This is a genomic window from Dankookia sp. P2, assembly GCF_050632255.1.
Taxonomy (GTDB): domain Bacteria; phylum Pseudomonadota; class Alphaproteobacteria; order Acetobacterales; family Acetobacteraceae; genus Paracraurococcus.
Genome location: NZ_CP192581.1, coordinates 4,172,831 through 4,196,265 on the forward strand (window position 1 = coordinate 4,172,831; position 23,435 = coordinate 4,196,265).

Annotated in this window: 23 protein-coding genes and 2 pseudogenes; 19 read left to right on the plus strand and 6 right to left on the minus strand. The window is 71.1% G+C overall.

Annotated features, from left to right (window positions below; all coding sequences use genetic code 11):
- Positions 1 to 129: 129 nt before the first annotated feature.
- Positions 130 to 966 (minus strand): DUF1932 domain-containing protein, encoded by an 837-nt coding sequence (locus ACQ86J_RS24720; RefSeq protein WP_431267610.1) that lies wholly within the window; start codon positions 964 to 966, stop codon positions 130 to 132.
- A 39-nt stretch (positions 967 to 1,005) separates the two neighbouring features.
- Here ACQ86J_RS24720 and ACQ86J_RS24725 point away from each other — a divergent pair, with 39 nt between their 5' ends.
- The 17 genes and pseudogenes from ACQ86J_RS24725 to ACQ86J_RS24805 all read left to right on the plus strand — a co-directional run bounded on the left by ACQ86J_RS24725 (position 1,006) and on the right by ACQ86J_RS24805 (position 16,059).
- Complete coding sequence (locus ACQ86J_RS24725) at positions 1,006 to 1,905, plus strand: ABC transporter substrate-binding protein (RefSeq protein WP_431267611.1); 900 nt, start codon at positions 1,006 to 1,008, stop codon at positions 1,903 to 1,905.
- Positions 1,902 to 2,669 carry a maleate cis-trans isomerase family protein gene (locus ACQ86J_RS24730; RefSeq protein WP_431267612.1) on the plus strand — a complete coding sequence of 256 codons (768 nt, stop codon included), beginning with the start codon at positions 1,902 to 1,904 and terminating at the stop codon, positions 2,667 to 2,669. Before ACQ86J_RS24725 ends, ACQ86J_RS24730 begins: the two co-directional genes overlap by 4 nt.
- A gap of 88 nt (positions 2,670 to 2,757) precedes the next feature.
- Positions 2,758 to 3,753 carry a TRAP transporter substrate-binding protein gene (locus tag ACQ86J_RS24735; RefSeq protein ID WP_431267613.1) on the plus strand — a complete coding sequence of 332 codons (996 nt, stop codon included), beginning with the start codon at positions 2,758 to 2,760 and terminating at the stop codon, positions 3,751 to 3,753.
- On the plus strand, positions 3,754 to 4,251 hold the full coding sequence (locus tag ACQ86J_RS24740) for a TRAP transporter small permease (RefSeq protein WP_431267614.1): 498 nt from the start codon (positions 3,754 to 3,756) through the stop codon (positions 4,249 to 4,251).
- Positions 4,248 to 5,434: pseudogene (locus ACQ86J_RS24745) on the plus strand (TRAP transporter large permease); the annotation flags it as partial. The gene ACQ86J_RS24740 and the pseudogene ACQ86J_RS24745, both read left to right, overlap by 4 nt.
- A gap of 115 nt (positions 5,435 to 5,549) precedes the next feature.
- A complete protein-coding gene (locus ACQ86J_RS24750; RefSeq protein ID WP_431267615.1) occupies positions 5,550 to 6,521 on the plus strand; it encodes a Bug family tripartite tricarboxylate transporter substrate binding protein in 972 nt (323 codons plus the stop codon).
- A gap of 6 nt (positions 6,522 to 6,527) precedes the next feature.
- Positions 6,528 to 7,388 carry an FAS1-like dehydratase domain-containing protein gene (locus tag ACQ86J_RS24755; RefSeq protein WP_431267616.1) on the plus strand — a complete coding sequence of 287 codons (861 nt, stop codon included), beginning with the start codon at positions 6,528 to 6,530 and terminating at the stop codon, positions 7,386 to 7,388.
- A gap of 23 nt (positions 7,389 to 7,411) precedes the next feature.
- A complete protein-coding gene (locus ACQ86J_RS24760) occupies positions 7,412 to 8,581 on the plus strand; it encodes a CaiB/BaiF CoA transferase family protein (RefSeq protein WP_431267617.1) in 1,170 nt (389 codons plus the stop codon).
- 11 nt (positions 8,582 to 8,592) lie between these two features.
- On the plus strand, positions 8,593 to 8,829 hold the full coding sequence (locus ACQ86J_RS24765; RefSeq protein WP_431267618.1) for an aldolase/citrate lyase family protein: 237 nt from the start codon (positions 8,593 to 8,595) through the stop codon (positions 8,827 to 8,829).
- Positions 8,810 to 9,454: an HpcH/HpaI aldolase/citrate lyase family protein gene (locus ACQ86J_RS24770; RefSeq protein WP_431267619.1), complete on the plus strand. Its 645-nt coding sequence runs from the start codon at positions 8,810 to 8,812 to the stop codon at positions 9,452 to 9,454. The genes ACQ86J_RS24765 and ACQ86J_RS24770 overlap by 20 nt, the downstream gene beginning before the upstream one ends.
- 13 nt (positions 9,455 to 9,467) lie before the next feature.
- Complete coding sequence (gene fahA / locus ACQ86J_RS24775) at positions 9,468 to 10,745, plus strand: fumarylacetoacetase (RefSeq protein WP_431267620.1); 1,278 nt, start codon at positions 9,468 to 9,470, stop codon at positions 10,743 to 10,745.
- Positions 10,742 to 11,851, plus strand: coding sequence for a CaiB/BaiF CoA transferase family protein (locus ACQ86J_RS24780; RefSeq protein ID WP_431267621.1), 1,110 nt, complete (start codon positions 10,742 to 10,744; stop codon positions 11,849 to 11,851). The genes fahA and ACQ86J_RS24780 overlap by 4 nt, the downstream gene beginning before the upstream one ends.
- A 71-nt stretch (positions 11,852 to 11,922) precedes the next feature.
- On the plus strand, positions 11,923 to 13,128 hold the full coding sequence (locus tag ACQ86J_RS24785; RefSeq protein ID WP_431267622.1) for a lactonase family protein: 1,206 nt from the start codon (positions 11,923 to 11,925) through the stop codon (positions 13,126 to 13,128).
- A 75-nt stretch (positions 13,129 to 13,203) separates the two neighbouring features.
- Positions 13,204 to 13,569 (plus strand): nuclear transport factor 2 family protein, encoded by a 366-nt coding sequence (locus tag ACQ86J_RS24790; protein WP_431267623.1) that lies wholly within the window; start codon positions 13,204 to 13,206, stop codon positions 13,567 to 13,569.
- A 225-nt stretch (positions 13,570 to 13,794) separates the two neighbouring features.
- Entirely contained in the window at positions 13,795 to 13,983 is a 189-nt protein-coding gene (locus ACQ86J_RS24795; RefSeq protein WP_431267624.1) for a hypothetical protein, read from the plus strand.
- 53 nt (positions 13,984 to 14,036) lie between these two features.
- Positions 14,037 to 15,080 (plus strand): Ldh family oxidoreductase, encoded by a 1,044-nt coding sequence (locus ACQ86J_RS24800; RefSeq protein ID WP_431267625.1) that lies wholly within the window; start codon positions 14,037 to 14,039, stop codon positions 15,078 to 15,080.
- 16 nt (positions 15,081 to 15,096) lie between these two features.
- Positions 15,097 to 16,059, plus strand: a complete 963-nt coding sequence (locus ACQ86J_RS24805) for a Bug family tripartite tricarboxylate transporter substrate binding protein (RefSeq protein ID WP_431267626.1) — start codon at positions 15,097 to 15,099, stop codon at positions 16,057 to 16,059.
- On the opposite strand, the gene ACQ86J_RS24810 is transcribed toward ACQ86J_RS24805, so the two are convergent.
- The 4 genes from ACQ86J_RS24810 to ACQ86J_RS24825 all read right to left on the minus strand — a co-directional run bounded on the left by ACQ86J_RS24810 (position 16,046) and on the right by ACQ86J_RS24825 (position 18,935).
- Positions 16,046 to 16,309: a GFA family protein gene (locus ACQ86J_RS24810; RefSeq protein WP_431267627.1), complete on the minus strand. Its 264-nt coding sequence runs from the start codon at positions 16,307 to 16,309 to the stop codon at positions 16,046 to 16,048. The genes ACQ86J_RS24805 and ACQ86J_RS24810 overlap by 14 nt on opposite strands.
- Positions 16,310 to 16,316: 7 nt before the next feature.
- Positions 16,317 to 16,520, minus strand: a complete 204-nt coding sequence (locus ACQ86J_RS24815) for a GFA family protein (RefSeq protein ID WP_431267628.1) — start codon at positions 16,518 to 16,520, stop codon at positions 16,317 to 16,319.
- Between the two features lie 112 nt (positions 16,521 to 16,632).
- Entirely contained in the window at positions 16,633 to 18,483 is a 1,851-nt protein-coding gene (gene argH / locus ACQ86J_RS24820) for an argininosuccinate lyase (protein ID WP_431267629.1), read from the minus strand.
- Positions 18,480 to 18,935, minus strand: a complete 456-nt coding sequence (locus ACQ86J_RS24825) for a MaoC family dehydratase (protein ID WP_431267630.1) — start codon at positions 18,933 to 18,935, stop codon at positions 18,480 to 18,482. Before ACQ86J_RS24825 ends, argH begins: the two co-directional genes overlap by 4 nt.
- A gap of 87 nt (positions 18,936 to 19,022) precedes the next feature.
- Here ACQ86J_RS24825 and ACQ86J_RS24830 point away from each other — a divergent pair, with 87 nt between their 5' ends.
- Positions 19,023 to 19,736: a metallophosphoesterase gene (locus ACQ86J_RS24830; protein WP_431267631.1), complete on the plus strand. Its 714-nt coding sequence runs from the start codon at positions 19,023 to 19,025 to the stop codon at positions 19,734 to 19,736.
- Positions 19,737 to 19,882: 146 nt separating this feature from the next.
- Here ACQ86J_RS24830 and ACQ86J_RS24835 read toward each other — a convergent pair whose 3' ends face one another.
- Positions 19,883 to 20,794 carry a DMT family transporter gene (locus tag ACQ86J_RS24835; RefSeq protein ID WP_431267632.1) on the minus strand — a complete coding sequence of 304 codons (912 nt, stop codon included), beginning with the start codon at positions 20,792 to 20,794 and terminating at the stop codon, positions 19,883 to 19,885.
- 306 nt (positions 20,795 to 21,100) lie between these two features.
- On the opposite strand from ACQ86J_RS24835, the pseudogene ACQ86J_RS24840 reads away from it, so the two are divergent.
- A pseudogene (locus ACQ86J_RS24840) lies at positions 21,101 to 23,413 on the plus strand (helicase-related protein).
- Positions 23,414 to 23,435 lie beyond the last annotated feature (22 nt).

A 23,435-nucleotide genomic window follows, 5' to 3' on the forward strand; every position in this document is an offset into this window, starting at 1 on the left:
GAGGGAAAAGTATTCCCTCCCCAAGCCCCTCCCTTCCTTTCTGTGGCCTTGGCACTCGCCGCGCGACGAGTGCCAGACTCGGAAAAATAGATGAGGGGGCCCGGGGGAGAATACCTTGCTCCCCGGCCTTCATGCCGGATCCTTCAGGAAGGCCGCCAGTGCCGCCGCCTTCTCCCCCGTCCCGGCCTGGTCCGCCGCCATGCCTTCATAGAAGCCGGCGATCGCCTGGTAGATCGCCGCCGCCTCCGGCCCGGTGAAATCGGCGATCTCCTCCATCTCGCCGACCCAGCGATAGGCCTTGTCCGGCATTGGCGGGACCATGCGGCCGAACCAGGCGAGCAGCTGCGGCTGGCTGCGGGCGAGTTCCGTCCGAAAGCCCTCGGCCGCGCCGGCCCGCGTCGCCGCCAGCATCATGGCGGAGGACAGTGCCACCAGCCCCTTGGTGATGCCGGCATAGGACATCTTCAATGCGGAGGCGGCGCCGACCGGGCCCGGCGTGACGCGGACATCGAGCCCGTGTTCGCTGAGCGGTGCCAGCCGGTCGGCCTCGGGCCCCGAGACGTAGAGCACCGGCGTATAGCCATCCTCCCGCGGCGAGCCGCCGATGATGCCGCCATCGACGAAGGCGGCGCCGGTCGGGGCGATGATGGCGGCGACCTCCGTCGCGGTCGCCGGGCTGATGGCGTTGCAATCGACGTAGACCGCCTTCCGTGGCGCGGCGGCGAGGGCCGGCGCCAGCCAGGCGGCACAGGCCTTGGCCTCCGCCGGCGGCAGGACGCTGAGGAAGATGTCGGCGCCGGCGAGCTCGGCCGCGATAGCGTCGCGCATCCCGGCCGCGGCGGCACGCTGCGCGCTGGCGGCGCTGCGGCCGACCAGGCTGGTCAGCACCGTGGCGCCGCGCTGCGACAGGCGGCGGCCGATGCCGGCGCCCATGGCGCCCTGGGCGATGATGGCGATGACGGCCATGCTGTGCTTCCCTTCTGCCCAAAACTGGGGAACGCCATCATGGACCAGCTGACGCTCGCCGTCGTGTCCTGCAATTACTTCAACCTGCCCTGCTGGATCGGGCTGCATGCCGGGCTCTTCGCCGCGGAAGGGCTCGATGTCCGCATCGACCATATCGAGGGAATCGAGGAGGTGAACGACCGGCTGCGGGACGGCCGTGCGCAGCTCGCCTATGGCGTGACGGAGCACGTGATCCTGGAGGCCGAGGCGGGCGGCGCGCAGCGGATCATCGGCGGCAACGTCAATAGGTTGCCCTTCTCCTTCATCGCCCGCGCCGGCATCCAGGATTACGCCGGGCTGCGCGGCAAGCGGATCGGCGTCTCCTCGCTGCGGGCGGGGTCCTCCTCGCTCATTATCAAGCTGCTGGCGCGGCATGGGCTGCACTGGCCGGGGGATTACGAGCTCGTCCCCTGCGGTCCGATCCTGGCGCGCTGGGACCTGCTGCGCTCGGGCGGGATCGATGCCGGGCTGCAGGGCGCGCCGCTCGACCAGATCGCGCTGGACGAGGGGTTCACCAGCCTCGGCAACCCGCGCGACGAGGTGCCGGATTTCCAGTTCACCAGCCTCGACGTCGATGCCGGCTGGGCAGCGGCGCACCGCGACCTGGTGCTGCGCTTCTGCCGCGGCTTCCTGCGGGCGCATGAGCGCTTCTATACGGACCAGGCAACCGCCAGCCGCATCGCCATGCGGGAGAGCGGCATCGCGCAGCGCTACGCCGACCGAGCCTGGGAGGACTATACCCGCGACCGCATCTTCCCGCGCGACGGGGAGGCGAGCGAGGCCGGCGTGCAGGCGCTCATCGAGATCAGCAGCCTGATCCGCGACCTGCCGCAGCGTCCGCGCCGCGCCGCCGATTACATCGACCGCAGCTGGCTGGCCGCGGCGAGGGCCTCGCTGTGAGTGGCGGCACCGATTCAGCCCTCCACGCCTCCGGCGCTCCGGTCATCGGGGCCGGGACCATCGACTACGGCGACCGCGCCCGCATCGGCCTGCTCGTGCCCTCCGGCAACAGCGTCGCGGAGCCCGAGATCCATGCCATGCTGCCCGCCGGCGTCGTCGCGCTGGTCACGCGGCTCGCCTTGACCGGCAGTTCCGAGGCCGAGCTGGAGGCGATGCTGGATGCACTTGAGCCCGCCTCCCGCCTGCTGGCCGATGCGCGGCCCGCACTGATCGGCTTCCACTGCACCGCCGTCTCCACCTTCGCGCCGGACCGCGCCGGCGGCATCCGGTCGCGGATCGAGGCGGCATCCGGCCTGCCGGCCTGCAGCACCGCCGACGGCATCCTGGCGGCGCTGGAGGTGCTGCGCGTGCGGCGGCTGGTGCTGGTCACGCCCTATATCGAAGCCGTCCATGCGCGCGAGGTCGCCTGGCTGGCGGCGCATGGCATCGAGGTCGCGGGCGGCTCCTGCCTCGGCGTCAACACCAATGGCGAGATGGCGCACATCCCGCCCGCCGCGATCGCCGGGCAAGCCCGCGACGCCATGAGCGCCGCGCCGGGGGCGGAGGCCTGCTTCGTCAGCTGCACCGCCATCCGCTCCGCCGGGCTGATTGACGGGCTGGAGGCGGCGCTCGGCCGGCCGGTCATCACCAGCAACCAGGTCATGGCCTGGCATGCGCTGCGGCGGCTCGGGATTCGGACGCGGTTCCAGGTTACGGGCGGCTGATGGCGTCGTAGCGACTTGTTGCGGCGGCGCGAGGCCGTATCATTGGGCCACGCGCCGGCACCAAGCCGGCCATTGGGGAAACGATCCGATGACCAGCATCAGCCGCCGCGGCCTCGGCGCCGCCGCCCTCGCCATGGGCCTCGCGCCCGCCATCCTGCGCGCGCAGGGCAAGACCGTGCTTCGCATCGGCTGGACTAGCGGCGACGGCGCGCAGGATCCCTATGCGGTCGGCGCCCGCGCCTTCCAGAAGGCGCTGGCGGACCGCGTGGGTGACCGGATCGAGGTGCAGCTCTACCCCAACCGCGCCATCGGCGACGAGCGCCCGCTGGTCGACGGCATGCGGCTCGGCACCGTCGACATGGGCGTCATCACCAATGCTGTGATCGCCCAGGTCGAGCCGGCCTTCCAGGTCAACGACATGCCCTTTCTCTTCAGCTCCGAGGCACAGGCGCAGAAGGTGCTGGACGGGACCGTCGGCGCCTCCCTGAAGCAGCGCCTGGAATCGAAGGGCATCGTGCCGCTCGGCTACATGGAAGGCGGCTTCCGCCACATGATCAACAACGTCCGGCCGATCGTGACGCCGGGCGACCTCAAGGGCATCAAATCCCGCGTCCTGCAGAGCCCCATCTATATCGAGATGTACAAGAGCCTCGGCGGCAATGCGGTGCCGATGGCCTGGGGCGAGACCTTCACCGCGGTGCAGCAGGGCGCGATCGACGGGCTCGAGATCCCGCTCGGCATTATCGACCAGAACAAGCTGTACGAGGTGACCAAGTACCTCTCTTTGACCGGCCACATCTATTCGATGATCGGGCTGCTGATCGCGAAGCGCAGCCTCGATCGGCTGCCCCCCGACCTCAAAACGGCGGTGACCGAGGCGGGGGCCGAGGCGACCAGGCTGCAGCGCGCTTCGAACGCCGCGGCGCAGGTGGTCTTCCGCGAGAGTCTCACGAAGCACGGCATGCAGGTGAACGAGGTGCCGGACAAGGCGGCGTTCCGCCGCGGCGTGCTGCCGATGTACGAGAGCTTCAAGGGGCAGATCGGCGCCGACGTGATCAAGGACGCCCTGGCGGCGGTGGAATAGGTGCCGCTGCTCTCCCCGCTGGCGCGCGGCATCGCCTGGGTGACGCGCGCCAGCATCGCGCTGGCCGCCGCGCTGATGCTGGCCGCCATCACCTACCAGGTGGTGATGCGCTACGTCTTCGGCGACACGCCGAGCTGGTCCGAGGAACTGGCGGTGCTGCTGTTCAGCTGGTCGGTGCTCGGCGGCCTCGCGCTCGGCGTGCATGAGGGCTGGCATGTACGGCTGACGCTGTTGCCCGACCTGCTGCCGCGCGGGCTCCGCATCCTGGCGGAGCGCGCGACGGATGCGGTGACAGCGGCGCTCGGCCTGTTCCTGGCGTGGAGCGGCTGGCGCTTCCTCGACATCACCTCGGGCAGCGTCTCGGCCGCGATCGGCTACCCCATCGAGATCCTCAACGTGCTGGCGCCCATCGCCGGCCTGCTGATGGCGCTGTTCGGGCTCGAGCGCATGCTGCGCCCCGGCGGCGCGCTGCCGCCGGCGGAGCAGCCGCTGGCATGAGCCCGATCTCCTGGTGCCTGACCGCGGGCTTCGCCGGGCTCGTCGTGCTTGGCTTCCCCTTCGCCATCGCCATCGCGCTGGCGATCACCGCGGCGCTGCTGCTGGCCGATATCGAGCCCGCCTTCCTCGCCCAGGCGCTGATCAGCGGCAGCCAGCAATCCAGCCTGCTGGCGATCCCGTTGTTCATGCTGGCGGGCGAGCTGATGACCGCCGGCGGCCTGTCGCAACGGCTGGTCGACTTGGCCGGCACGCTGGTGCGGCACCGCACCGGCGGGCTGGCGATGGTCGCGGTGCTGGCGGCGGTGGTCTTCTCGGCCATCTCCGGCAGCGCGCCGGCGACCACGGCGGCGATCGGCTCCATCCTTATCCCCGCCATGGCGCGGGCCGGCTACGACCGCGGCTTCGCCGCCAGCATCGCGGTTTCGGCCGGCGTGCTCGGGCCGCTCATCCCGCCCTCCATCGCCTTCGTCATCTGGGGCATCGTCGCCGAGCTGTCGATCGGCAAGCTCTTCCTGTCCGGCATCGTGCCCGGTCTGGCGCTGGCCTGCGGCCTGCTGGTGATCTGCTGGGTGCATGCGAAGCGCAACAAGGTGCCGAAGCTGCCCCGCGCGACGCTGGCCGAGACCTGGGCTTCCTTCCACGAGGGCAAATGGGCGCTCGCCTCGCCGCTGGTCGTGCTCGGCGGCATCTATGGCGGCATCTTCACCCCGACCGAGGCCGCGGCGATCTCCTGCGTCTATGCGCTGCTGGTCGGGCTGTTGGTCGAGCGCAAGCTGACGCTGCCGATGCTGCCGGCGATCTTCGCCGGCGCGATGCGCACCAGCGCCATCGTCTGCGCGATCATCGCGGTCTCCGCCGGCTTCGGCATCCTGGTCGCGCAGGAACAGCTCGCCTCCGCTTCGCGCATTGGATGGCGGACAACATCCAGGAACGCTGGCTGGCTCTGGCCTCACTCAACATCGCCTTCTTCCTGCTGGCGGCGGTGATGGACGAGATCGCCATCATGGTGATCCTCGGGCCGATGCTGATCGCCATCGCCAACCGCTTCGGCGTGGATCCGATCCATTTCGGTGCGATCATCGTGACGAACGTGTCTATCGGCATGGCAGCGCCGCCGATCGGCTATTGCCTCTTCATCGGCATGGCGATGAGCGGCCTGTCGCTGGCGCGCATCTCCCGCGCCATCTGGCCGCAGATCCTGGTCATGTTGATCGTGCTGTTCCTGACCACCTACATCCCCGGATCTCGCCCTCTTCCTCCAGCCGGCGGGGCGCTAGGATGCGCGCGAGGAGACATCCATGACCGCTTTCCCGACGCGACGCCTGGTGCTCGGCGGCATGCTCGCCGCGCCGGGCATTGCCCGCGCCGCCTGGCCGGAACGGCCGATCCGCCTGGTGGTGCCCTTCGGCGGCGGCGGCCAGACCGACATCGTCAGCCGGGTGACGGCGGAGGCGCTGTCGACACGGCTCGGCCAGCCGGTGCTGGCGGACAATCGTCCGGGCGGCAACGGCAATCTGGCGGCGGATACGGTCGCGCGTGCCACACCCGATGGCTATACCGTCCTGGTAGCCGGCGCCGGTACGAACAGCGGACTTAACGCGCTGCTCTACAAGGGCATCACCTACGATGCCGAGCGCGACTTCACGCCAGTTGGGATGTTCTGCACCACGGCGAACATGCTGATCGTGCACAACTCGATCCCCGGCGACGATTTCTCTGCCGTGCTGGCCTGGATCAAGGCCAATCCGGGCCGCTTCACGTATGCCTCGGCCAGCGTCGGTGCCATCACCCACCTGATCATGGAGGATATCGGCGCCCGGCTCGGCCTCGAGATGGTGCACGTGCCCTATCGCCAGAGTACCCAGGCCATGGCCGACATGCTGGCCGGCCGCGTCCATGCGCGCTGCCTCGGCGTGCCGGAGGCGGAGGCCATCCGCGGCGCCGCGGGGGTGCGTCCGGTCGCGCTGACGACGCCGGCGCGCCGCCCCGAATGGCCCGGCATCCCGGCCATGGCGGAGAGCATCCCTGGCTTCGAGGCCAGCGCCTATTTCGGCCTCGCCGTGCCGTCCCGCACCACGCCGGAAGCCGTGCAGCGGCTGAACGCCGCCATGAACGACGCGCTGCGCGACGAGGTGGTGCGCGCGGCCTATGCCCGGGTCGGCGCCGATGCCGCTGCGCCGAACGCGCCGGAGGAATTCGCCGCCCGCGCCCACCGGGACGGTGTGCGCTGGCGCGGCATGATCTGCCGCCTGAACCTGGTTGCCGAATAGGATCGCATGATGTCCGAGAGTTTGAGCCCCGAGCTGCAATCCTGGGTCGGCCGCACCCGCGTGGTGGAAGAGGATGTCGGCTTGGCCGCGGTGCGCCGCATCGCCGGCATGCTCGACATGGACCCGGCCAGCTTCAAAGGCGGCGACCCGCTGCCGCCGCATTGGTTCACGCTGTTCTTCGCCGATGCGCCGCAGCAGAGCGAGATCGGTCCCGACGGCCATCCGAAGCCGGGCGTGGTCCTGCCGCCGATCCCGCTGCCGCGCCGCATGGGCGCCGGGCGGCGGGTGACGATCCATGACAGCCTTCGCGTCGGCGACATTGCCAGCAAGACGGCGGAGGTCGCTGCCATCGTGCCGAAGCAGGCCCGCACCGGCTTCATCACCGTGCTGACCATGCGTCATACCATCCGACGTGCCGGCCAGGTGATCGCGGTGGACGAGTTCGACGCCATCTACCGCGAAGCGGTGAAGCCGGGCGAGAAGAGCGGCACCGGGGCGCCCGTGCCGGCGCCGGCCGGGGCGGCCTGGAGCATCGCGAAGCAGCTCAGCGCGCCGCTGGTCTTTCGCTATTCTGCCATCACCTGGAACGCGCACCGCATCCACTACGACGCGGATTATTCGCGGCAGGAGGAAGGCTACCCGAACACCGTGCAGAATGGTGGCCTGACCATGCAGCTGCTGCTCGACGCGGCGGTAGCGCATACGCCGGGCACGCTGCGCGGCTTCTCCGCGCGGCTGACCCGGCCCATCTATGTCGGCGACACCGTCACCCTGTGCGGCCATGCGCCGCAGGACGGCAAGGTGCTGGCCTGGGTGCAGGATCGCGACGGCAACCTCTGCGCCCAGCTCGATTGCGAGTTTGCGTAATGGCCGGTGGGCCCTTGGAAGGGGTGAAGGTCGTCGACCTGACAACGGTCGTCGTCGGGCCGATCTGCACCCGTACGCTGGCCGACCAGGGCGCCGAGGTGATCAAGGTGGAGGCGCCGGGCGGCGACATCCTGCGCTACCTCGCGGCCGGCTCGCGCTCCCCCGCCATGTCCGGCAAATTCATCAACTTCAACCGCAACAAGCGCGCCATCACACTGGACATCAAGAAGCCGGCCGGCCTCGCGGCACTGAAGCGGCTGATCGCGGAGGCGGACGTCTTCGTCTCCAATGTCCGCCCGGCCGGGCTGGCGCGCGCGGGGCTCGATCCCGCTTCGCTCGCGGCGCTGAATCCGCGGCTGATCCATTGCGGGATCGTCGCCTTCGGCGAGGGCGGGCGCTATGCCGGGCGCCCGGCCTATGACCCGGTGATCCAGTCGCTGTCCGGCGTCGCCGGCACCTTCGAACGCGCAACCGGCGAGCCGCGCTTCGTGCCAATGGTGATGACCGACCACATCACCGGCCTGGTCGCGGCGCAGGCGATCGGCTTCGCGTTGTATCGGCGGGAGAAGACCGGGCAGGGCGAGGCGATCGAGGTGCCGATGTTCGAGACTGCGGCGAGCTTCGTCACCTCGGAACATCTCGGCGCCGCCACCTTCGACCCGCCGGAAGGTCCGACCGGCGATGCCCGCCTGCTGAGCCCCGACTACCGGCCGTTGCCGACCAAGGACGGCTACATCACCGTCCAGCCCAACAGCAATCCGCAGGCCTTCGCCTTCTTCGACGCGATCGGCCGGCCGGAGCTGAAGGACGACCCGCGCTTCGACACGCCGATCGCCCGCACCGAGAACGCCGCCGCGTATTTCCGCATCCGCGTCGAAGGGTTGGCGCGGCGCACCACCGAGGAATGGCTGGAGATCTTCGCCGCAGCCGATGTTCCCGCCGCGCGCTACAACAGCCTCGACGACCTGCTGGATGACCCGCATCTGCAGGATGTCGGCTTCTGGCAATTCGACGACCACCCGACCGAGGGCCGGATCCGCCGCACCCGCACGCCGGTGACCTTCGCCGGCGGCATGCGCGAGGAGACGCTGCCGGCCCCGCGCCCCGGCGCGCAGACCGACGCCATCCTGGCGGAGGCCGGCTACAGTGCGGCCGAGATCGCCGCGCTGCGCGACGCCGGCGCCGCCCAATGAGGACCATGCCAATGACGCTGCCGAACTGGCGCTCCCTGCTCTTCGTACCGGTGACCGCCGAGCGCTTCGTCGCCAAGGCGCATACCCGCGGCGCCGATGTCATCATCCTCGATCTCGAGGACAGCATCCCGCCGCCGGAGAAGGACGCAGCACGCGCGGCGCTGCCGGCGGCGGCCGCCGTCGTCGGCCAGGGTGGCGCCGAGGTCGCCGTGCGAGATCAATCGTCAGTTGGAGATCGCCGTCCCTGACATCGCCGCCGCGGTGCGGCCCGAGGTGACGGCGCTGATGCTGCCAAAGGTGATGGGGCCAGAGCATATCAGGCTGCTGTCGGAGGTGGTCGGCGCGCGGGAGGCGGCGCTCGGTCTGCCCATCGGTCGCACCCGCTTCATCGCGTTGGTGGAGACGCCGCAGGCGCTGCCGCACCTCTACGCCATCGCCGCGGCCGATCCGCGCATGGCTGCGATGGCGGTGGGCAGCGAGGACCTCTCGACCGAGCTGGAAGCCGTGCCGGGCGCCGACCTGATGTACCATTTCGGCATGATGCTGCTGGCGGCGACGCGCGCGGCCGGCATCCTGCCGCTGGGTGCCGTCGGCGCCTTCGCCGATTTCAACGACCTCGATGGCTACCGGAAGGCCCTGCAGCGGTCGCGCAAGCTGGGCTTCGCCTGCACCTCCTGCATCCACCCGCTGCATGTGCCCATCATCAACGAGGAGTACGGCGTGGCGCCGGCCGAGGCCGACCGCGCTCGCCGCCTGATCGCCACCTTCGAGGAGGCGCTGGCCAAGGGCGCCGGCGCCGTCGCTTTCGAGGGCGCGATGATCGACCTGCCTGTCGTGGAACGCGCGCGCCGGCTGCTGGCACGGGTGCGGTGAGGAGGAGACGAGCATGGATGCGACTCACGACCCGAAGCGGCGCAGCTTCGTCGCCTCCGCCAACGGGCATGCAGATTTTCCGATCCAGAACCTGCCGCTCGGCATCTTCAGCCCGAATGGGGGCGCGGCGCGCGGCGGCGTGGCGATCGGCGACAGCATCCTCGACCTCAACGCCGTCGCATCGCTGCTGACAGGCGACGCGCGGCGTGCGGCGGAGGCGGCTGCGGGCGATGCGCTGAACGCCTTCTTCGCCCTCGGTGGCGGGCCGCGCCGGGCCTTGCGCGCGGCGCTGTCCGACCTGCTGGCGGAAGGCAGCGCGCAAGAAGCGGCGGTGCGGCCGAACCTGCATGACGCCGCGGACTGCACGCTGCATCTGCCGGCGCGGATCGGCGACTACACGGATTTCTTCGCCGGCATCCACCATGCCAGCAATGCCGGGAAGCTGTTTCGGCCGGAGAATCCGCTGCTGCCCAACTATAAATATGTTCCCGTCGCGTATCACGGTCGCGCCTCCTCGGTGCGCGTATCCGGCAGCGATGTCCGCCGCCCGAAGGGACAGCGGAAGCCGGCGAACGAAGCGGTGCCGACCTATGGCCCGAGCCGCAACCTCGACTACGAGATGGAATTCGGCATCTGGGTCGGCGCCGGCAACGCGCAGGGCGAACCGATCCCGATTGGCGAGGCGGCGGACCACATCGCCGGCTTCTGCCTGCTGAACGACTGGTCGGCGCGCGACATCCAGGGCTGGGAGGCGCAGCCGCTCGGCCCCTTCCTGGCGAAGAACTTCCACACCTCGATCAGTCCCTGGGTGGTCACGCCGGAAGCTTTGGCGCCCTACCGCATCGCCCAGGCGAAGCGGCCGGACGGCGATCCGAAGCCGCTGGACTACTTGTGGGACGAGGAGGACCAGGCAAAGGGCGCGCTCGACCTGGCGGTGGAGGTGTTGCTGCAGACGCAGAAGGGTGGGCCGTTCCGCCTCTCGCTGTCCAACACCAGCCATCTCTACTGGACCTTCGCGCAGATGCTAGCGCACCACAGCTGCGGCGGCTGCAACCTGGCGCCGGGCGACCTCTTCGGCAGCGGCACCATTTCCTCCCCCACCGAGGACGGGTTCGGCGCGCTGCTGGAGATCACCCAGGGCGGGCGCAAACCGATCGCGCTGCCGAATGGCGAGGAGCGGCGCTTCCTCGAGGATGGCGACATGGTGATCTTCCGCGCTCAGGCGAGGCGGGACGGCTATGTCACCATCGGCTTCGGCGAGTGCCGCGGCACCGTCCTGCCCGCGTCATGAGCGTGCTGGCGGGGATCAAGGTCGTCGAGCTCGGTCAGGTGCTGGCCGCGCCCTTCGCCGGTGCCATCCTGGCCGATCTCGGCGCCACCGTGGTCAAGGTGGAGAAGCCGGATGGCGGCGACGATGCGCGGCAGATGGGCCCCGCCTTCCGCCATGGCGACGCGCTGAACTTCCACGAGTTCAACCGCGGCAAGCGCAGCGTCACGCTCGACTTGAAATTGCCGGGCGGTGTCGCGGCGCTGCACGGGCTGCTGCATGATGCCGACATCCTGGTGCACAATCTCCGCCCCGGCGTGGCGGAGGCGCTGGGCATCGGGCCGGAGGTCGTGACCGCGCGGCATCCTCGGCTGATCTACTGCGCCATGGGCGCCTTCGGCCACAAGGGCCCGCTCGCGCATCGCCCGGGCTACGAGCCGCTGTTCCAGGCCTTTGCCGGCCTTTCCTCCATCACCGGCGAGCCGGGCGGCCCGCCGGTGCGGATGGGCGCCAGCGTGGTCGACCAGGGGACGGGCATGTGGACCGTCATCGGCGCGCTCGCCGCGCTGCAGCAGCGCGCGCGCACCGGGCGCGGCTGCGTGGTGAACACGTCCCTGTTCGAGACGGCGCTGATGTGGGGCGGGCAGAAGATCAGTGCCTATGTGAACCAGGGCAAGCTGCCGGAACGCCATGCCTCCGGCCACCCGAACTTCGTCCCCTACCAGGCCTTCGACTGCGCCGACGGGCCGCTGCTGATCTGCTGCGGCAATGACCGGCTGTTCCGCAAACTCGCCGATGTGCTCGGCCGGGACTGGCCGGCGGATCCGCGCTTCGCCACCAATCGGCAACGCTTGGCGAACCAGGCCGTGCTCCTGCCGGAGATCGCTGCGCTGCTGCGCGCGCGGCCGCGTGCCGCGCTGGCCGAGACGCTGATCGCCGCCGGCGTGCCGTGTTCCCCTGTCAACTCCATCCCGGAGGTGCTGGCGGAGCCGCAGACCGCGGCGATGGAGATGCTGCAGCCGGTGCCGGGCGAGGATTTCTCCTTGGTCGCCATGCCGCTCTCCTTCGATGGCGAACGCCCGCGCATCCGCCACGGCGCGCCGCGCCTGGGCGAAGCACCGCCCGACTGAGCATTGCGCCCTGGTCTGCCCGCGCCGCATGCTGGCGGTCGGCCGAGAACCGGCCTTCGGGAGGAAACAGCATGGACCAGGTCATGGACGCGCCCGGGCGGCGTGTCGTCCTGTCGGCCGCACTCGTCGCGCCGGCGCTGCTGGCGGCGAAGCCGGGCAAGGCGGCGCAAGGGAAGTCAGCGCCCGCCGCATCCCTCTTTGCCTATGTCGGCACCTTCACCACGGCACAGCGTAAGGCACGGGGCGAGGGGATCAGCGTCTATCGCGTCGATCCCGCCACCGGTGGCTGGACGCATGTGCAGACGCTGGGGGAGCAGGTGAATCCCTCCTTCCTGCATCTCAGCCGCGACCAGCGCTTCCTCTATGCCGTGCACGGCGATGGCGACTACGCCACATCCTATGCCGTCGACCCGGCCAGCGGCCGCGTCCGCGAAGCTCAACCGCGGCGCGACCGGCGGGAAGAACGGCGTACGCCAAGCGATCGACCCCACCGGCCGCTGGATGGTCGTGGCGAATACGGCAGCGGCACCGTCGCCGTGCTGCCCGTCAAGCCGGACGGCACGCTGGCCGACCAGCAGCAGCTTGTGGAACTGCCGGGCAAGCCGGGGCCGCACAAGGTGGAGCAGGCGATCTCCCACCCGCATGACGTGGTCTTCGACCCCTCCGGCCGCTTCGTCGTCATCCCCGACAAGGGGCTGGACCGCATCTTCGTCTTCTCGCTCGACGCTGCCAGTGGCCGCCTGACCCCTGCTGGGAACGACGGATTTACGCAGGCGCGCGCCGGGGCCGGGCCGCGGCACATGGCCTTCCACCCGAAGCTGCCCGTCGCCTGGGTGCTGAACGAGCTCGACAGCACCACCACGACCTGCCGCTGGGATGCCAAGGCGGGCACGCTGGCGCCGGTGCAGACCATCACCACCCTGCCGACGGACTTCAACGGCGACAGCACCTGCGCCGAAATCTCCGTCTCCGCCGATGGCCGCTTCGTCCATTGCTCCAACCGCGGGCATGACAGCGTGACGACCTATGCCGCCGACCCGCGGACCGGCGTGCTCAGCGCGGTCCGCTGGACGCCGACCCAGGGCAAGGGCCCACGCTTCATCGGCCTGTCGCCGGATGGCCGCTTCCTGCAGGCGGCGAACGAGCAGGGCGACAACATCGTCGCCTTCCGCGTCGATGCGAAGACGGGGAAGCTGACGCCGACCGGGCAGAACCTCGCCTGCAAGAGCCCGGTCTGCATCGTCTACGCCGGGGCCGGCACTTTACCCCGCGCGTAATCGCGGCGGCGCGCCCGGCCTGGAATCCTCCCCGCGTGCCCGGCATCCCGCCGGGCCGCTTGGAGGAACCAGGGGATGCCCGAGCATTCGCCGCTGATCGACCGCTACATCGCCTGCTGGAACGAGGCCGATGCCGCGCGCCGGCAGGCGCTGATCGCCGAGACCTTCACCGAGCGCGCCGCCTATTGCGACCCGATGCTGCAGGGCGAGGGCCATGCCGGCATCGATGCGCTGATCGCCGCCGCGCAGCGGCATTTCCCCGGGCTGCGCTTCAGCCGCCGCGGCGAGCCGGATGCGCATCATGATCGCCTGCGCTTCAGCTGGGACCTCGGCCTGGCGGGCGCGGCGCCGGTCGCCGGCGGCACCGACATGGCGGTGGTGGCGCCGGATGGAAGGCTCGCCGCCGTCACCGGCTTCATCGACTTCGCGCCGAAGGGGTGAGCGCCATGGACCGCATCATCCCCTCCGACGTCCTTCGCCGCGTGCTGCTGGCGGATGCGGCCTGCAGCGCTGCCATGGGGCTGCTGCTGGCGCTACTGGCCGGGCCGCTGGCGCGCTGGTTCGGCCTGCCCGCCGTCATGCTGCGGGAGGTCGGCCTCTTCCTGCTGGCTTTCGCCGCCTGCGTCGCGGCGCTCGGCCTGCGGCCTGCGGCCTGCCTCGCCGCGGATGCTCTTCTGGGTGGTGATCCTCGGCAACGCACTCTGGGCGCTCGACAGCCTGCTGCTGCTGGTCTCCGGCTGGGTCGCGCCGACCGCGCTCGGCGGCAGCTTCGTCGTCGCCCAGGCGCTGGTCGTCGCATTGCTGGCGGAGCTGGAATACACCGGCCTGCGGCGTTCCGCGCCCCTCGCCGCCTGAGCGCGCGACGTATAGGCTCGGCGGTCAGGGAGGCCCATCCATGACCGCAGGCAATGTCAGCCACGACCCAGCTTCGCGACTTCATCGCCGGCATCTACCGGGCGGCGGGCGTGCCCGCCGCGGATGCCGGCACCGTCGCCGGGCTGATGGCGCAGGCGGACCTGATCGGCGCCGATGGCCATGGCGTCTTCCGCCTGCCGCAATACATCCGCCGCCTCCGCGCCGGCGGCATGAACCCCCGCGCCGTGCCGCGCATCGTCGAGGAACGCCCGGCCTCGGCGCTGATCGATGGCGACAACGGGCTCGGCCACCTCGCCACCAGCATGGCGGCGCGCACCGCGATCGAGAAGGCGCGGACGCAGGGCGTCGCCTGGTGCGGCGTGCGAAATGGCAACCATGCCGGTCCCGCCAGCCTCTATGCGCGGATGGTGCAGGAAGCCGGGATGATCGGCCTCTACCTCGCGGTCGGCAGCGCCAACCACCTGCCGCCTTGGGGCGGGCTTGAGCTGCTGCTCTCGACGAACCCCATCGCCGTCGCGGTGCCGGCCGGGGATGAGCCGCCCATCATGCTCGACATGGCCACCACCGTCGCCGCCTATGGCAAGGTGAAGGTCAAGGCGCAGCGTGGCGAGGCCATGCCCGAGGGCTGGATGATCGACCACCAGGGCCAGCCGCTGACCGACCCGAAGCGCGCCAATGAAGGCCTGCTGCTGCCGATCGGCGGCTACAAGGGTTACGGCCTGGCGCTGATCTTCGGCCTGCTCGCCGGCACGCTGAACGGCGCGGCGATGGGCCGCGACGTGGTGGACTTCAATGCCGATGACACCACGGTGACGAATACGGGGCAGGCGGTGCTGGCGATCGACATATCGGCTTTCGGCGACCCGGCGGAGTTCCGCCGCCAAGTCGATGCGCTCTCGCGCGACCTGCGCGGCAGCAAGCGGCTGCCAGGCGTCGACCGCATCTGGCTGCCGGGCGAGCAGAGCCGGCTGACGCGCCTCAAGCGGGAGGCGGAGGGCGTGCCCATCCCGCCGGCGCTGCGCAGCCAGCTCGACGCGCTGGCGCGCGATCTCGGCGCCACGCCGCTCGCGGCCTGAAGGGGAGGGACGGGCCATGCTCCGACGCATCCTGCTTGCCGCCGCCTTGCTGCCTTTCGGGGTGCAGGCGCAGGAAGCACCCTTCCCCAACCGTCCGATCACCCTGCTGGTCGGCTTCGCCCCCGGCGGTGGCACCGATATCCTGGCCCGGCTGATCGCGCCAAAGCTGTCGGAGGAGCTGGGCCAGCCCGTGGCGGTCGAGAACCGCACCGGCGGCGGCGGCACCATCGCAGTGGTGGCGACGGCGCGGGCCAAGCCGGATGGCCACACCATCACCCTCGGCACCGTCAGCAACAACGTGCAGGTGCCGCTGGCGATGAAGGCGCCGCCCTTCGACCCACTGCGCGACGTGACGCCGCTGGCGCAGGTCGCCAGCGTGCCGCTGGTGATGACGGTGCCAGCCAGCTCCCCGGCCCGGGACGTGCAGGGCTTCGTCGCCCTGGCCAAGGCCAGCCCAGGCGCGCTGAACTTCGCCAGCAACGGCGTCGGCACCAGCCAGCACATGGCGGCCGAGCTCTTCATGCTGGCGACCGGTACGCGGATGGTCCATGTGCCCTATCGCGGCAGCGGCCCGGCCTCGGTCGATTTGGCGGCTAATGTGGTGCAGGTGAATTTCGACACGCTGTCCACGGTGCTGCCGCATATCCGCGGCGAGCGGCTGCGCGGCCTGGCGGTGACGACGCGCGGGCGCTCGGACCAGCTGCCCGCCGTGCCGACCATGATCGAGAGCGGCATCGCCGGCTACGACATCGACCTCTGGTACATGCTGTTCGGCCCGGCCAGCCTGCCCGATGCGGCGGTGCAGCGCTGGGCGGAGGCGCTGAACCGGGCGCTGCGGGACAAGGCGCTGAAGACCCGGCTGCGCGACTCCGGCTTCGACGCCAAGGGCGGCTCCCCGGCCGAAGGCGCCGCGCTGCTCCGCGCCGATATCGCCCGCTACGGGGAGGTGGTGCGCCGCGCCGGCATCAGCCTGGATTAGCGTCCTGCCGGATGGAGCGCAGCCAGGCGAGGCCGTCCTCCGGCTGCGTGGCGAAGCGGGTGTCGCCTTCCGGCAGGATCACCCAGGACTGCGCGCTGCGGGTCCAGAAATGCACGCTCGGGCGCAGCCAGGCGGTGTCGTCCAGCGTGCCCGCCCGCACCGCGACGAGGCCGCCCGGCGGCGCCGTGCCGGGCCTGGCGCCGTTGCAGATCCAGGTGCCGCAGTCGCGGCAGACCCAGCGGGTGACCACCCGCCCGCTATCGGCGGGCCGCTCGAAGGACTGCCAGTCGGCGCCGGCGAAGCGGCAGCGCCTCGGCGGCGACCAGGACGGCGGAGGAGAAGGCGCTGCCGGTCAGCCGCTGGCAGGTGGTGCAGTGGCAGGTATAGGTGACCAGCGGCGGCTGGGTGATCTCGTAGCGCACCGCGCCGCAGAGGCAGCCGCCGGATTGCGGCAGTCGCATCGCATGGCCTCCGTCGGGGCGGGTGCGGTGCAGCTAGCGCCGCCGCGCCGGGGCCTGCGGCGGCGCCGCGGGCGGCGTCGGATCGGCCGGCGGCACGATGTAGCGCGGCTGCTCATAGGTGACGATCGGCGGGGGTAATAGGCGGGCGGCGCAAGCACCACCGGCGGCGGGTAATAGGCCGGGGGGTAATAGGCCGGCGGCGCGTAGTAGTAGGGGCCCGGTCCCCAATAGGCCGGCGGGCCGAAATAGACGCCGAAGCCGCCACCATACCAGCCGCGCGCCTCGGCGGCGGGCGGGGCGAGGCCCAGGGTCCAGGCCGAGTGTGGCGGCTAGCCAGGCAGCGCGACGAAGCGACATGGTCCACCTTCCCGGGCCGCAGCCGATGCGGCGCCGTGCCGTACACATAATGCGCGACCGCCGCCTGACAAAGCCGGGCGTCAGCCGACGCCGGGCCCGGCCATCTCCCGCGCCGCCGCCAGGCAAGGTCGCGCGCCGCGGCGATCCGGCCGGCGACGCCCTCCAGCGCCGCGGCGTCCGCCGCCAGCGCCTTCCGCCGCGCCGCCAGCATGCGGGCCATCTCGCCCGGGGCGGGGCCGCCCAGCACCGTGCGGGCGCGGATATTCGCCGCCGGGTCCAGCGCCTGGGCCACCGCCGCTTCCGGGATCGCCAGCGGCTGGCCGAACAGCGTCGCTGCGGCGCGGTGGAGGTCGGCGCTGCGGATCGCATCCGCGGACAGCCCGGCCGCCAGCGCGTCCCGCACCACCAGCGCGACCACGTTGTGCGCCATGCGGAAGGACATCCCGCTCTCGCGGACGATGACGTCGGCCAATTCGGTGGCGCTGCCGAAGCCTTCGGCGGCGGCGCGGGCCATGCGCTCCGGCCGCAGCGCGAGGCCGGCGAAGACCTCCTCCATCACCGCCAGGATGCGGCGGGTGCGCAGCGTGGCGTCGAGGATCGGCTCGTTCACCGCGGTCACCGCATCGCCCACATCGGCGAAGGGCGTGTTCTTGTTGCAGGCGAGCGCCGCGGTCAGCGCGCCCTGCACCATCCCCGCCGCGGCACGGACATGCTCCAGCGCCGCCGGGTTCTTCTTCTGCGGCATGATGGAGGAGACGGCGCTGTGCCGGTCCGCCAGCTCGAGGAAGCCGTATTCCCAGGTGGACCAGGAGATCAGGTCGGTCGCCAGCCGCGACAGGAAGGTCGCCAGCACCGCCAGCGCCGAACAGGCTTCCAGCCCGTCGTCATGCGTGCTGACGGCGTCGTAGGCGATCTCGAGCGGCGCAGGGAAGCCGAGCAGTTCGGCGGTGTAGTGCCGGTCGAGCGGGAAGGCGGTGGTGGTCAGCGCCCCGGCGCCGAGCGGGCAGCGGTCGGCATGCGCCAGCGCGCCGGCCAGCCGCACCTGGTCGCGCGCCAGCACGTCGGCGGCCGAGAGCAGCCAGTAGCCGAAGGTGACGGGCTGGGCGTGCTGGCTATGGGTATAGCCCGGCATCACCACGCCAGCGTCTTCCTCCGCCAGCCGCAGCAGGGTGCCGCGCAGGCCGAGCAGGGCGCGCTGCACCGCCACCAGGTCGCCGCGCAGCGCCATGCGCCAGGTGGTGGCGTTCAGGTCGTTGCGGCTGCGCCCGGTATGCAGACGTCCCCCCACATCGGGGCCGAGCGCCTGGACGATCCGCCGTTCGACATAGGAATAGAGGTCCTCCGAGCGGTGGTCGACCGGTACGCTCTCCGGCCCCTGCGCCGCCAGCTCCAGCACCGTGCGGAGGCAGGCGGCGATCGCCTCCCGCCCGACGATCCCCTGGCGTTCCAGCATCAGGCCATGGGCGCAATGCGCCCACATCTCGTGGTCGAAGACCGCGGCCTGGGCGCGGGCGACGGCGGGGCGGTAGTAGCTCTCGACCAGCAGGGCGGAGGGCGGTTCCTTCACCCGCTCCCGCAGCCCGACCTCCGCGCCCGCGGGGTTCATTCGTAGACCAGCGACAGGGTCTCGGCGACGAGCGCTGGGCGGTCGCTGCCCTCGACCTCCACCGTCGCCTCCATGGTGACGCGGGCGCCGCCCGGGATCGGGTCCACCGCCTTGAGGGTGAGGTGGGCGCGCACGCGCGAGCCGGCCGGCACCGGCGCGGTGAAGCGGACCTTGTTCGAGCCGTAATTCACCCCGCGGCTGCGCTGCTTCACCTTCCAGATGCCGTGGTTCAGCTTCGGCAGCAGGGATAGCGTCAGGTAGCCATGCGCGATGGTCTTGCCGCCCGGCATCTCTTTCCTTGCGCGCTCGACATCGACATGGATCCACTGGTGGTCGCCGGTCGCCTCGGCGAATTGGTCGATCATCTTCTGGTCCACCACCAGCCAGTCGCTGGTGCCGAGCTTCTGGCCGATATGCTTCGGCAGGTCGGCGATGGTCTCGATTTCGAGCATGGTTTCCTCCATCTTGCTTGGCTGGAATTCCTCGCATGCCCGGCTGGGCTTGGCCGAGACGCGCTCGGCGAGGGATCATGCGGCGTGATGCCCGATTTCCAGCCTGCCCCCGGAAGCCTGCCGCCCGGCCACCGCGTCTATGCGATCGGCGACATCCACGGCTGCGACGACCAGCTGGCCAGCCTTCACGCGATGGTGGCCGCCGACCTGTCGGCGCGGCCGGTGTCGGCGCCGCTGCTGGTGCATCTCGGCGACTATGTCGATCGCGGCCCGGCCAGCGCCGGGGTGGTGGCGCGGCTGGCCGGCGGCTCGCCCCTGCTAGGGGTGCCGGTGGTGAACCTGATGGGCAACCATGAGCGCACCATGCTGGACGCCTTGCAAGGCGAGCGCGCCGCGGTGACGGACTGGCGGATCAGCGGGGGGCGGGAGGCGCTGGCGAGCTGGGGCCTGGACGCGGATGGCGACCCCGCGCTTTGGGCCGCCGCCATCCCCGCAGCGCATCTGGACTTCGTGCGGGGCCTCGCGCTGCATCACCGGCTCGGTGGCTACCTCTTCGTCCATGCCGGGCTGCGGCCTGGCCTGGCGCTGGAGGATCAGTCGCCCGACGATCTCCTACGCATCCGCCACGCCTTCCTGAACTCCGAGGCAGATTTCGGTGCCGTGGTGGTGCATGGCCATTCGCCGACCCGCGGCCCGGTGGTCCGGCCGAACCGGATCGGGATCGACACTGGCGCGGTCTTCGGGCGGGAGCTGACCTGCCTGGTGCTGGAGGATGAGCGGCTGGCATTCTTGCAGGCTTGAAGGTTGGGGAGGGAAGGGTGTTCCTCCCCAAATCCCACCAGTTCCTTTCGTGAGTCTGTCACCCGCCGCGCGGCGAGTACCAGTCTTCAAGAACTTAACGAGGGGTCGGGCGCACCGCGCCGGAAGGAGAATACCTTCTCTCCGCCTTACCCGCGCTTCCGCGTCTGGCTCCAGCCGATCCACAGCCCCGCCGCCATGATCACCGCGGCGCCGATCCACACCCCCGCATCCGGCCAGTCGCCGAAGATGAACCAGCCGACCAGGACCGAGCCGATGAGCTGGAAGTACTGGAAGGGCGAGATGATGTTGGCCGGCGCATAGCCCAGCGCCTTGGCGACGCAGTAATGCCCGGTCGCCCCCAGCACGCCCATGCCGCAGAACATGGCGATGTCGGCCCAGCCCTGCGGCGTCTGCCAGACAAAGGGCAGCACCAGCAGCATCCCGAAGGCGCCAACGACCAGCTCGAACAACGCCGAGGTCTCCGGGCTGTCCACCCCGGCCACCCGTCGGGTCAGGATCTGGTACATCGCGTAGCAACAGGCGCTGCCGACCACGAGCAGCGAGGCCCAGTGGAACAGCGCCGTCCCCGGCCGGATCACGATCAGCACGCCGAGGAACCCGCAGCCCAGCGCCGCCACCCGGCCCGGCGTCGTCCGCTCCCCCAGCATCGGCCAGGCCAGCAGCGCCACGATCAGCGGCGCGGTCAGGCTGATGGCGGCGGCCTTGGCGATCGGGATGAAGGTGATGGCGAAGAAATGACAGAGGTTGGAGGTGAACAGCATCGAGGAGCGCAGGAACTGCACCCCCGGCCGCCGGGTCCGCAGCACGCCGATTCCGTGGCGCGGCAGGAAGGCCGCCAGCAGGAACAGGATATGGCCGAAGGCCCGGGCCCAGGAGACCTGCAGGCTGGAATACTCGGCGCCCAGCAGCTTGGCGAAGCTGCTCATCACCGGGAAGAGCAGGCCCGAGGCACACATGAAAATTATCCCAAGCAGGATGCGCTGGGCCGGGTAGGTGGCGGCCCTGGCCACCTGGGGTGGCCTGGAATCCTCGTTCACGCGCTCTGCTGCCCGCTTATTGCATGGCTGCACACGATGCAGCGTGACGCTTTTCCTGGCAACGCCGGGAAGGAACACTATATAAGCGGCATGCCGGCTGGGGTGTGTTGCGCCCCTAATACGCCAAACAGGCCCATGAACGGCCTACGGCTTGCATCCGGCAGCCCGTCTGGCCCGTTTCATGGCGCAACCCCCAAGGGGGTCGCGGAGAGTCCCACGTTTGACCACACCCTATGATGTTACCCTCGATCTGGCGGATGCGCCGGACGAAGCTCCCCGCATGCCGTCTCGCCGGCCGAGGCGGCGATCATCGCCTCCGGCCTCGAGGTCGAGGCGCGTGAGCTGCCCCGCGCTGATCCGCCGCGTCGAGCGGCGGCTGCCGGCCGATGCCGCTGCCGTCTGCGCTGCGCTGCGCGAGGTGCGCCGCCGCAACTGGATCTCGCGGCTGAACCACCTGGCCAGCAAGGCCGGGCGCGCCTGGGTCCGCCGCGCCGATGCCGAGGCCGCAGCCGCCACGGTCACCGAGCTGACGCCCGACGACGAGACCCTGCTCGCCGCGCTCGACCTGGCGCTCGGCCACCGCTTCCGCGCGCTCGGTCCGACGCCCGAGGCGACGCTCGACGCCCTGGTGGCCGAGCTGTCCGAGACGGCGAGCGGCGTCGCCGCCGGCACCCTGGCGCCCGACCGCCACGCCATGCTGGCGCGCGAGGTTGCCGCCGCCTTCGGGCTGCAGGGCGACGACTCACTGCCCTTCCTGGAATCGGTCGGCGCCGCCGAAGCCCGCCGCCGCCGCGAGGTGCGCGAGGCCGAGACGGCCGCCCGTGCCAAACGCCGGGAGGAGGTCCAGCGCCTCCGCACCTGGGAGAAGAGCCTCGTCGAGTTCCGCGACGTCTCCGGCCTGCTCGGCTGCGGTGAGAAGGAGGCGCTGCGCTGGGTCGCCGCCGGGCTGGTTCCGGTCGCCCGCCGCATCCCCCAAAAGGGTCAGGGCGGGCGGGAGAAGTGGGAGTTCGATCCCGCCGAGCTGGCCACCCTGCGCGCCCTGGTCCCGCAATGGCGGGAGGCCGACAGGACCGCCCTTGACGCCAAGCGCCGCACCGGCGTCTCGGCGCCGCCGATCAAGCTCGGTCGCGGCGCCAGCGCCGCCATCGCCCGTGTCGCGGCGCTGGATCGCTATGCCGGCCACTTCGCCACCGCGCGGGCGCTGAACCGGCGCATCACGCTGATCACCGGCCCGACCAATTCGGGCAAGAGCCACACTGCGCTCGACCGCCTGGCCAAGGCGGAGAACGGCATGGCACTGGCCCCGCTGCGGCTGCTGGCGCACGAATTCCGCGACGCGCTGCAAAGCCGCGGCGTGCCCACCTCGCTCTCGACCGGGGAGGAGCGCATGCCGGTCGCTGGCGCCAGGCACCTGGCCGCGACCGTCGAGATGTGCCCCTTCCACCTGCCGGTGGACGTGGCGCTGATCGACGAGGCGCAGATGCTGGCCGATCGCGACCGCGGCGCCGCCTGGACCGCCGCCATCATGGGCGCCCCGGCGCGTGACGTCTTCGTGCTCGGCGCGCCCGAGGCGGCGACGCAGGTGCGGCGGATCGCCGCGCTCTGCGGCGACCCGATGGAGGAGATCAGCCTGAAGCGGAAGGGGCCGCTGACCGCGTCGAAGACGCCCATTCCGCTCGGCGACCTGCAGACCGGCGATGCCATCGTCGCCTTCTCGCGCCGCGACGTGCTCGACATGCGGGCCGAGCTGGTCCGCCGCGGCCGCCGCGTCGCGGTGGTCTATGGCGCGCTCAGCCCCGAGGTGCGGCGCGCCGAGGCGGCCCGCTTCCGCGACGGCGATGCGGATATCCTGGTGGCGACCGACGCCATCGGCATGGGGCTCAACCTGCCGATCCGCCGGGTGATCTTCTCGACGCTCCGCAAGTTCGACGGCGAGCAGCGCCGCGAGCTGAACACCCAGGAGGTCAAGCAGATCGGCGGCCGCGCCGGTCGCTACGGCCGCTTCGAGGAAGGCGTCGTGGCGGTGCTGGCCGGCGGCGGCGGCCCCGAGTTCATCCGCAGCATGCTGGACGCCGCGCCGCTGCCGCCCGAGGATGCGCGCCCGCTGGTCCAGCCGGATGCCGACATCATCGCCAACGTGGCGCAGGAGATCGGCTCCGACAGCCTCTTCGGCGTGCTGGCGCGGATCAAGCGCGCCGTGCTGCGGCCGGACGACCCGAACTACCGTCTGGCCGACCTGACCCAGGCCATGGCGGTCGCCGGCGCCATCGACGGCGTTGCCGGCCTGACCCTGCTGGAGCGCTGGACCTACGCCATGTGCCCGGTGGACGAACGCGACAACGGCACCGCGCGCCTCGCCCGCTGGGCGATCGAGCACGGCGCCGGACGGCCCGTCTCGCCGCCCTCCGCCGGCCGCCTGCCGGCGCCGGAACGCGCCAGCCGGGACGAGCTGGAGCGCGCTGAAAGACCCACAAGCGGCTGGTCGCCTGGCGCTGGCTGGCGCTGCGCTTCCCGCAGGCCTATGTCGCGCGCGACGAGGCCAATGGCGAGACCGAGCGGCTGGACCGCTGGATCGAGGACGTGCTGCGCCAGCAGCGCCGCTCGAAGCTGGTCGCCTGATGCATCCCGCACCCGCCTTTTC

Bases quoted from the DNA above. Each gene is read 5' to 3' on its own strand.
- ACQ86J_RS24720 (WP_431267610.1), bottom strand. From the start codon at position 966: ATGGCCGTCATCGCCATCATCGCCCAGGGCGCCATGGGCGCCGGCATC.
- ACQ86J_RS24725 (WP_431267611.1), top strand. From the start codon at position 1,006: ATGGACCAGCTGACGCTCGCCGTCGTGTCCTGCAATTACTTCAACCTG.
- ACQ86J_RS24735 (WP_431267613.1), top strand. From the start codon at position 2,758: ATGACCAGCATCAGCCGCCGCGGCCTCGGCGCCGCCGCCCTCGCCATG.
- ACQ86J_RS24750 (WP_431267615.1), top strand. From the start codon at position 5,550: ATGACCGCTTTCCCGACGCGACGCCTGGTGCTCGGCGGCATGCTCGCC.
- ACQ86J_RS24755 (WP_431267616.1), top strand. From the start codon at position 6,528: ATGATGTCCGAGAGTTTGAGCCCCGAGCTGCAATCCTGGGTCGGCCGC.
- ACQ86J_RS24765 (WP_431267618.1), top strand. From the start codon at position 8,593: ATGACGCTGCCGAACTGGCGCTCCCTGCTCTTCGTACCGGTGACCGCC.
- fahA (WP_431267620.1), top strand. From the start codon at position 9,468: ATGGATGCGACTCACGACCCGAAGCGGCGCAGCTTCGTCGCCTCCGCC.
- ACQ86J_RS24780 (WP_431267621.1), top strand. From the start codon at position 10,742: ATGAGCGTGCTGGCGGGGATCAAGGTCGTCGAGCTCGGTCAGGTGCTG.
- ACQ86J_RS24785 (WP_431267622.1), top strand. From the start codon at position 11,923: ATGGACCAGGTCATGGACGCGCCCGGGCGGCGTGTCGTCCTGTCGGCC.
- ACQ86J_RS24790 (WP_431267623.1), top strand. From the start codon at position 13,204: ATGCCCGAGCATTCGCCGCTGATCGACCGCTACATCGCCTGCTGGAAC.
- ACQ86J_RS24795 (WP_431267624.1), top strand. From the start codon at position 13,795: ATGCTCTTCTGGGTGGTGATCCTCGGCAACGCACTCTGGGCGCTCGAC.
- ACQ86J_RS24800 (WP_431267625.1), top strand. From the start codon at position 14,037: ATGTCAGCCACGACCCAGCTTCGCGACTTCATCGCCGGCATCTACCGG.
- ACQ86J_RS24805 (WP_431267626.1), top strand. From the start codon at position 15,097: ATGCTCCGACGCATCCTGCTTGCCGCCGCCTTGCTGCCTTTCGGGGTG.
- ACQ86J_RS24815 (WP_431267628.1), bottom strand. From the start codon at position 16,520: ATGCGACTGCCGCAATCCGGCGGCTGCCTCTGCGGCGCGGTGCGCTAC.
- argH (WP_431267629.1), bottom strand. From the start codon at position 18,483: ATGAACCCCGCGGGCGCGGAGGTCGGGCTGCGGGAGCGGGTGAAGGAA.
- ACQ86J_RS24825 (WP_431267630.1), bottom strand. From the start codon at position 18,935: ATGCTCGAAATCGAGACCATCGCCGACCTGCCGAAGCATATCGGCCAG.
- ACQ86J_RS24830 (WP_431267631.1), top strand. From the start codon at position 19,023: ATGCCCGATTTCCAGCCTGCCCCCGGAAGCCTGCCGCCCGGCCACCGC.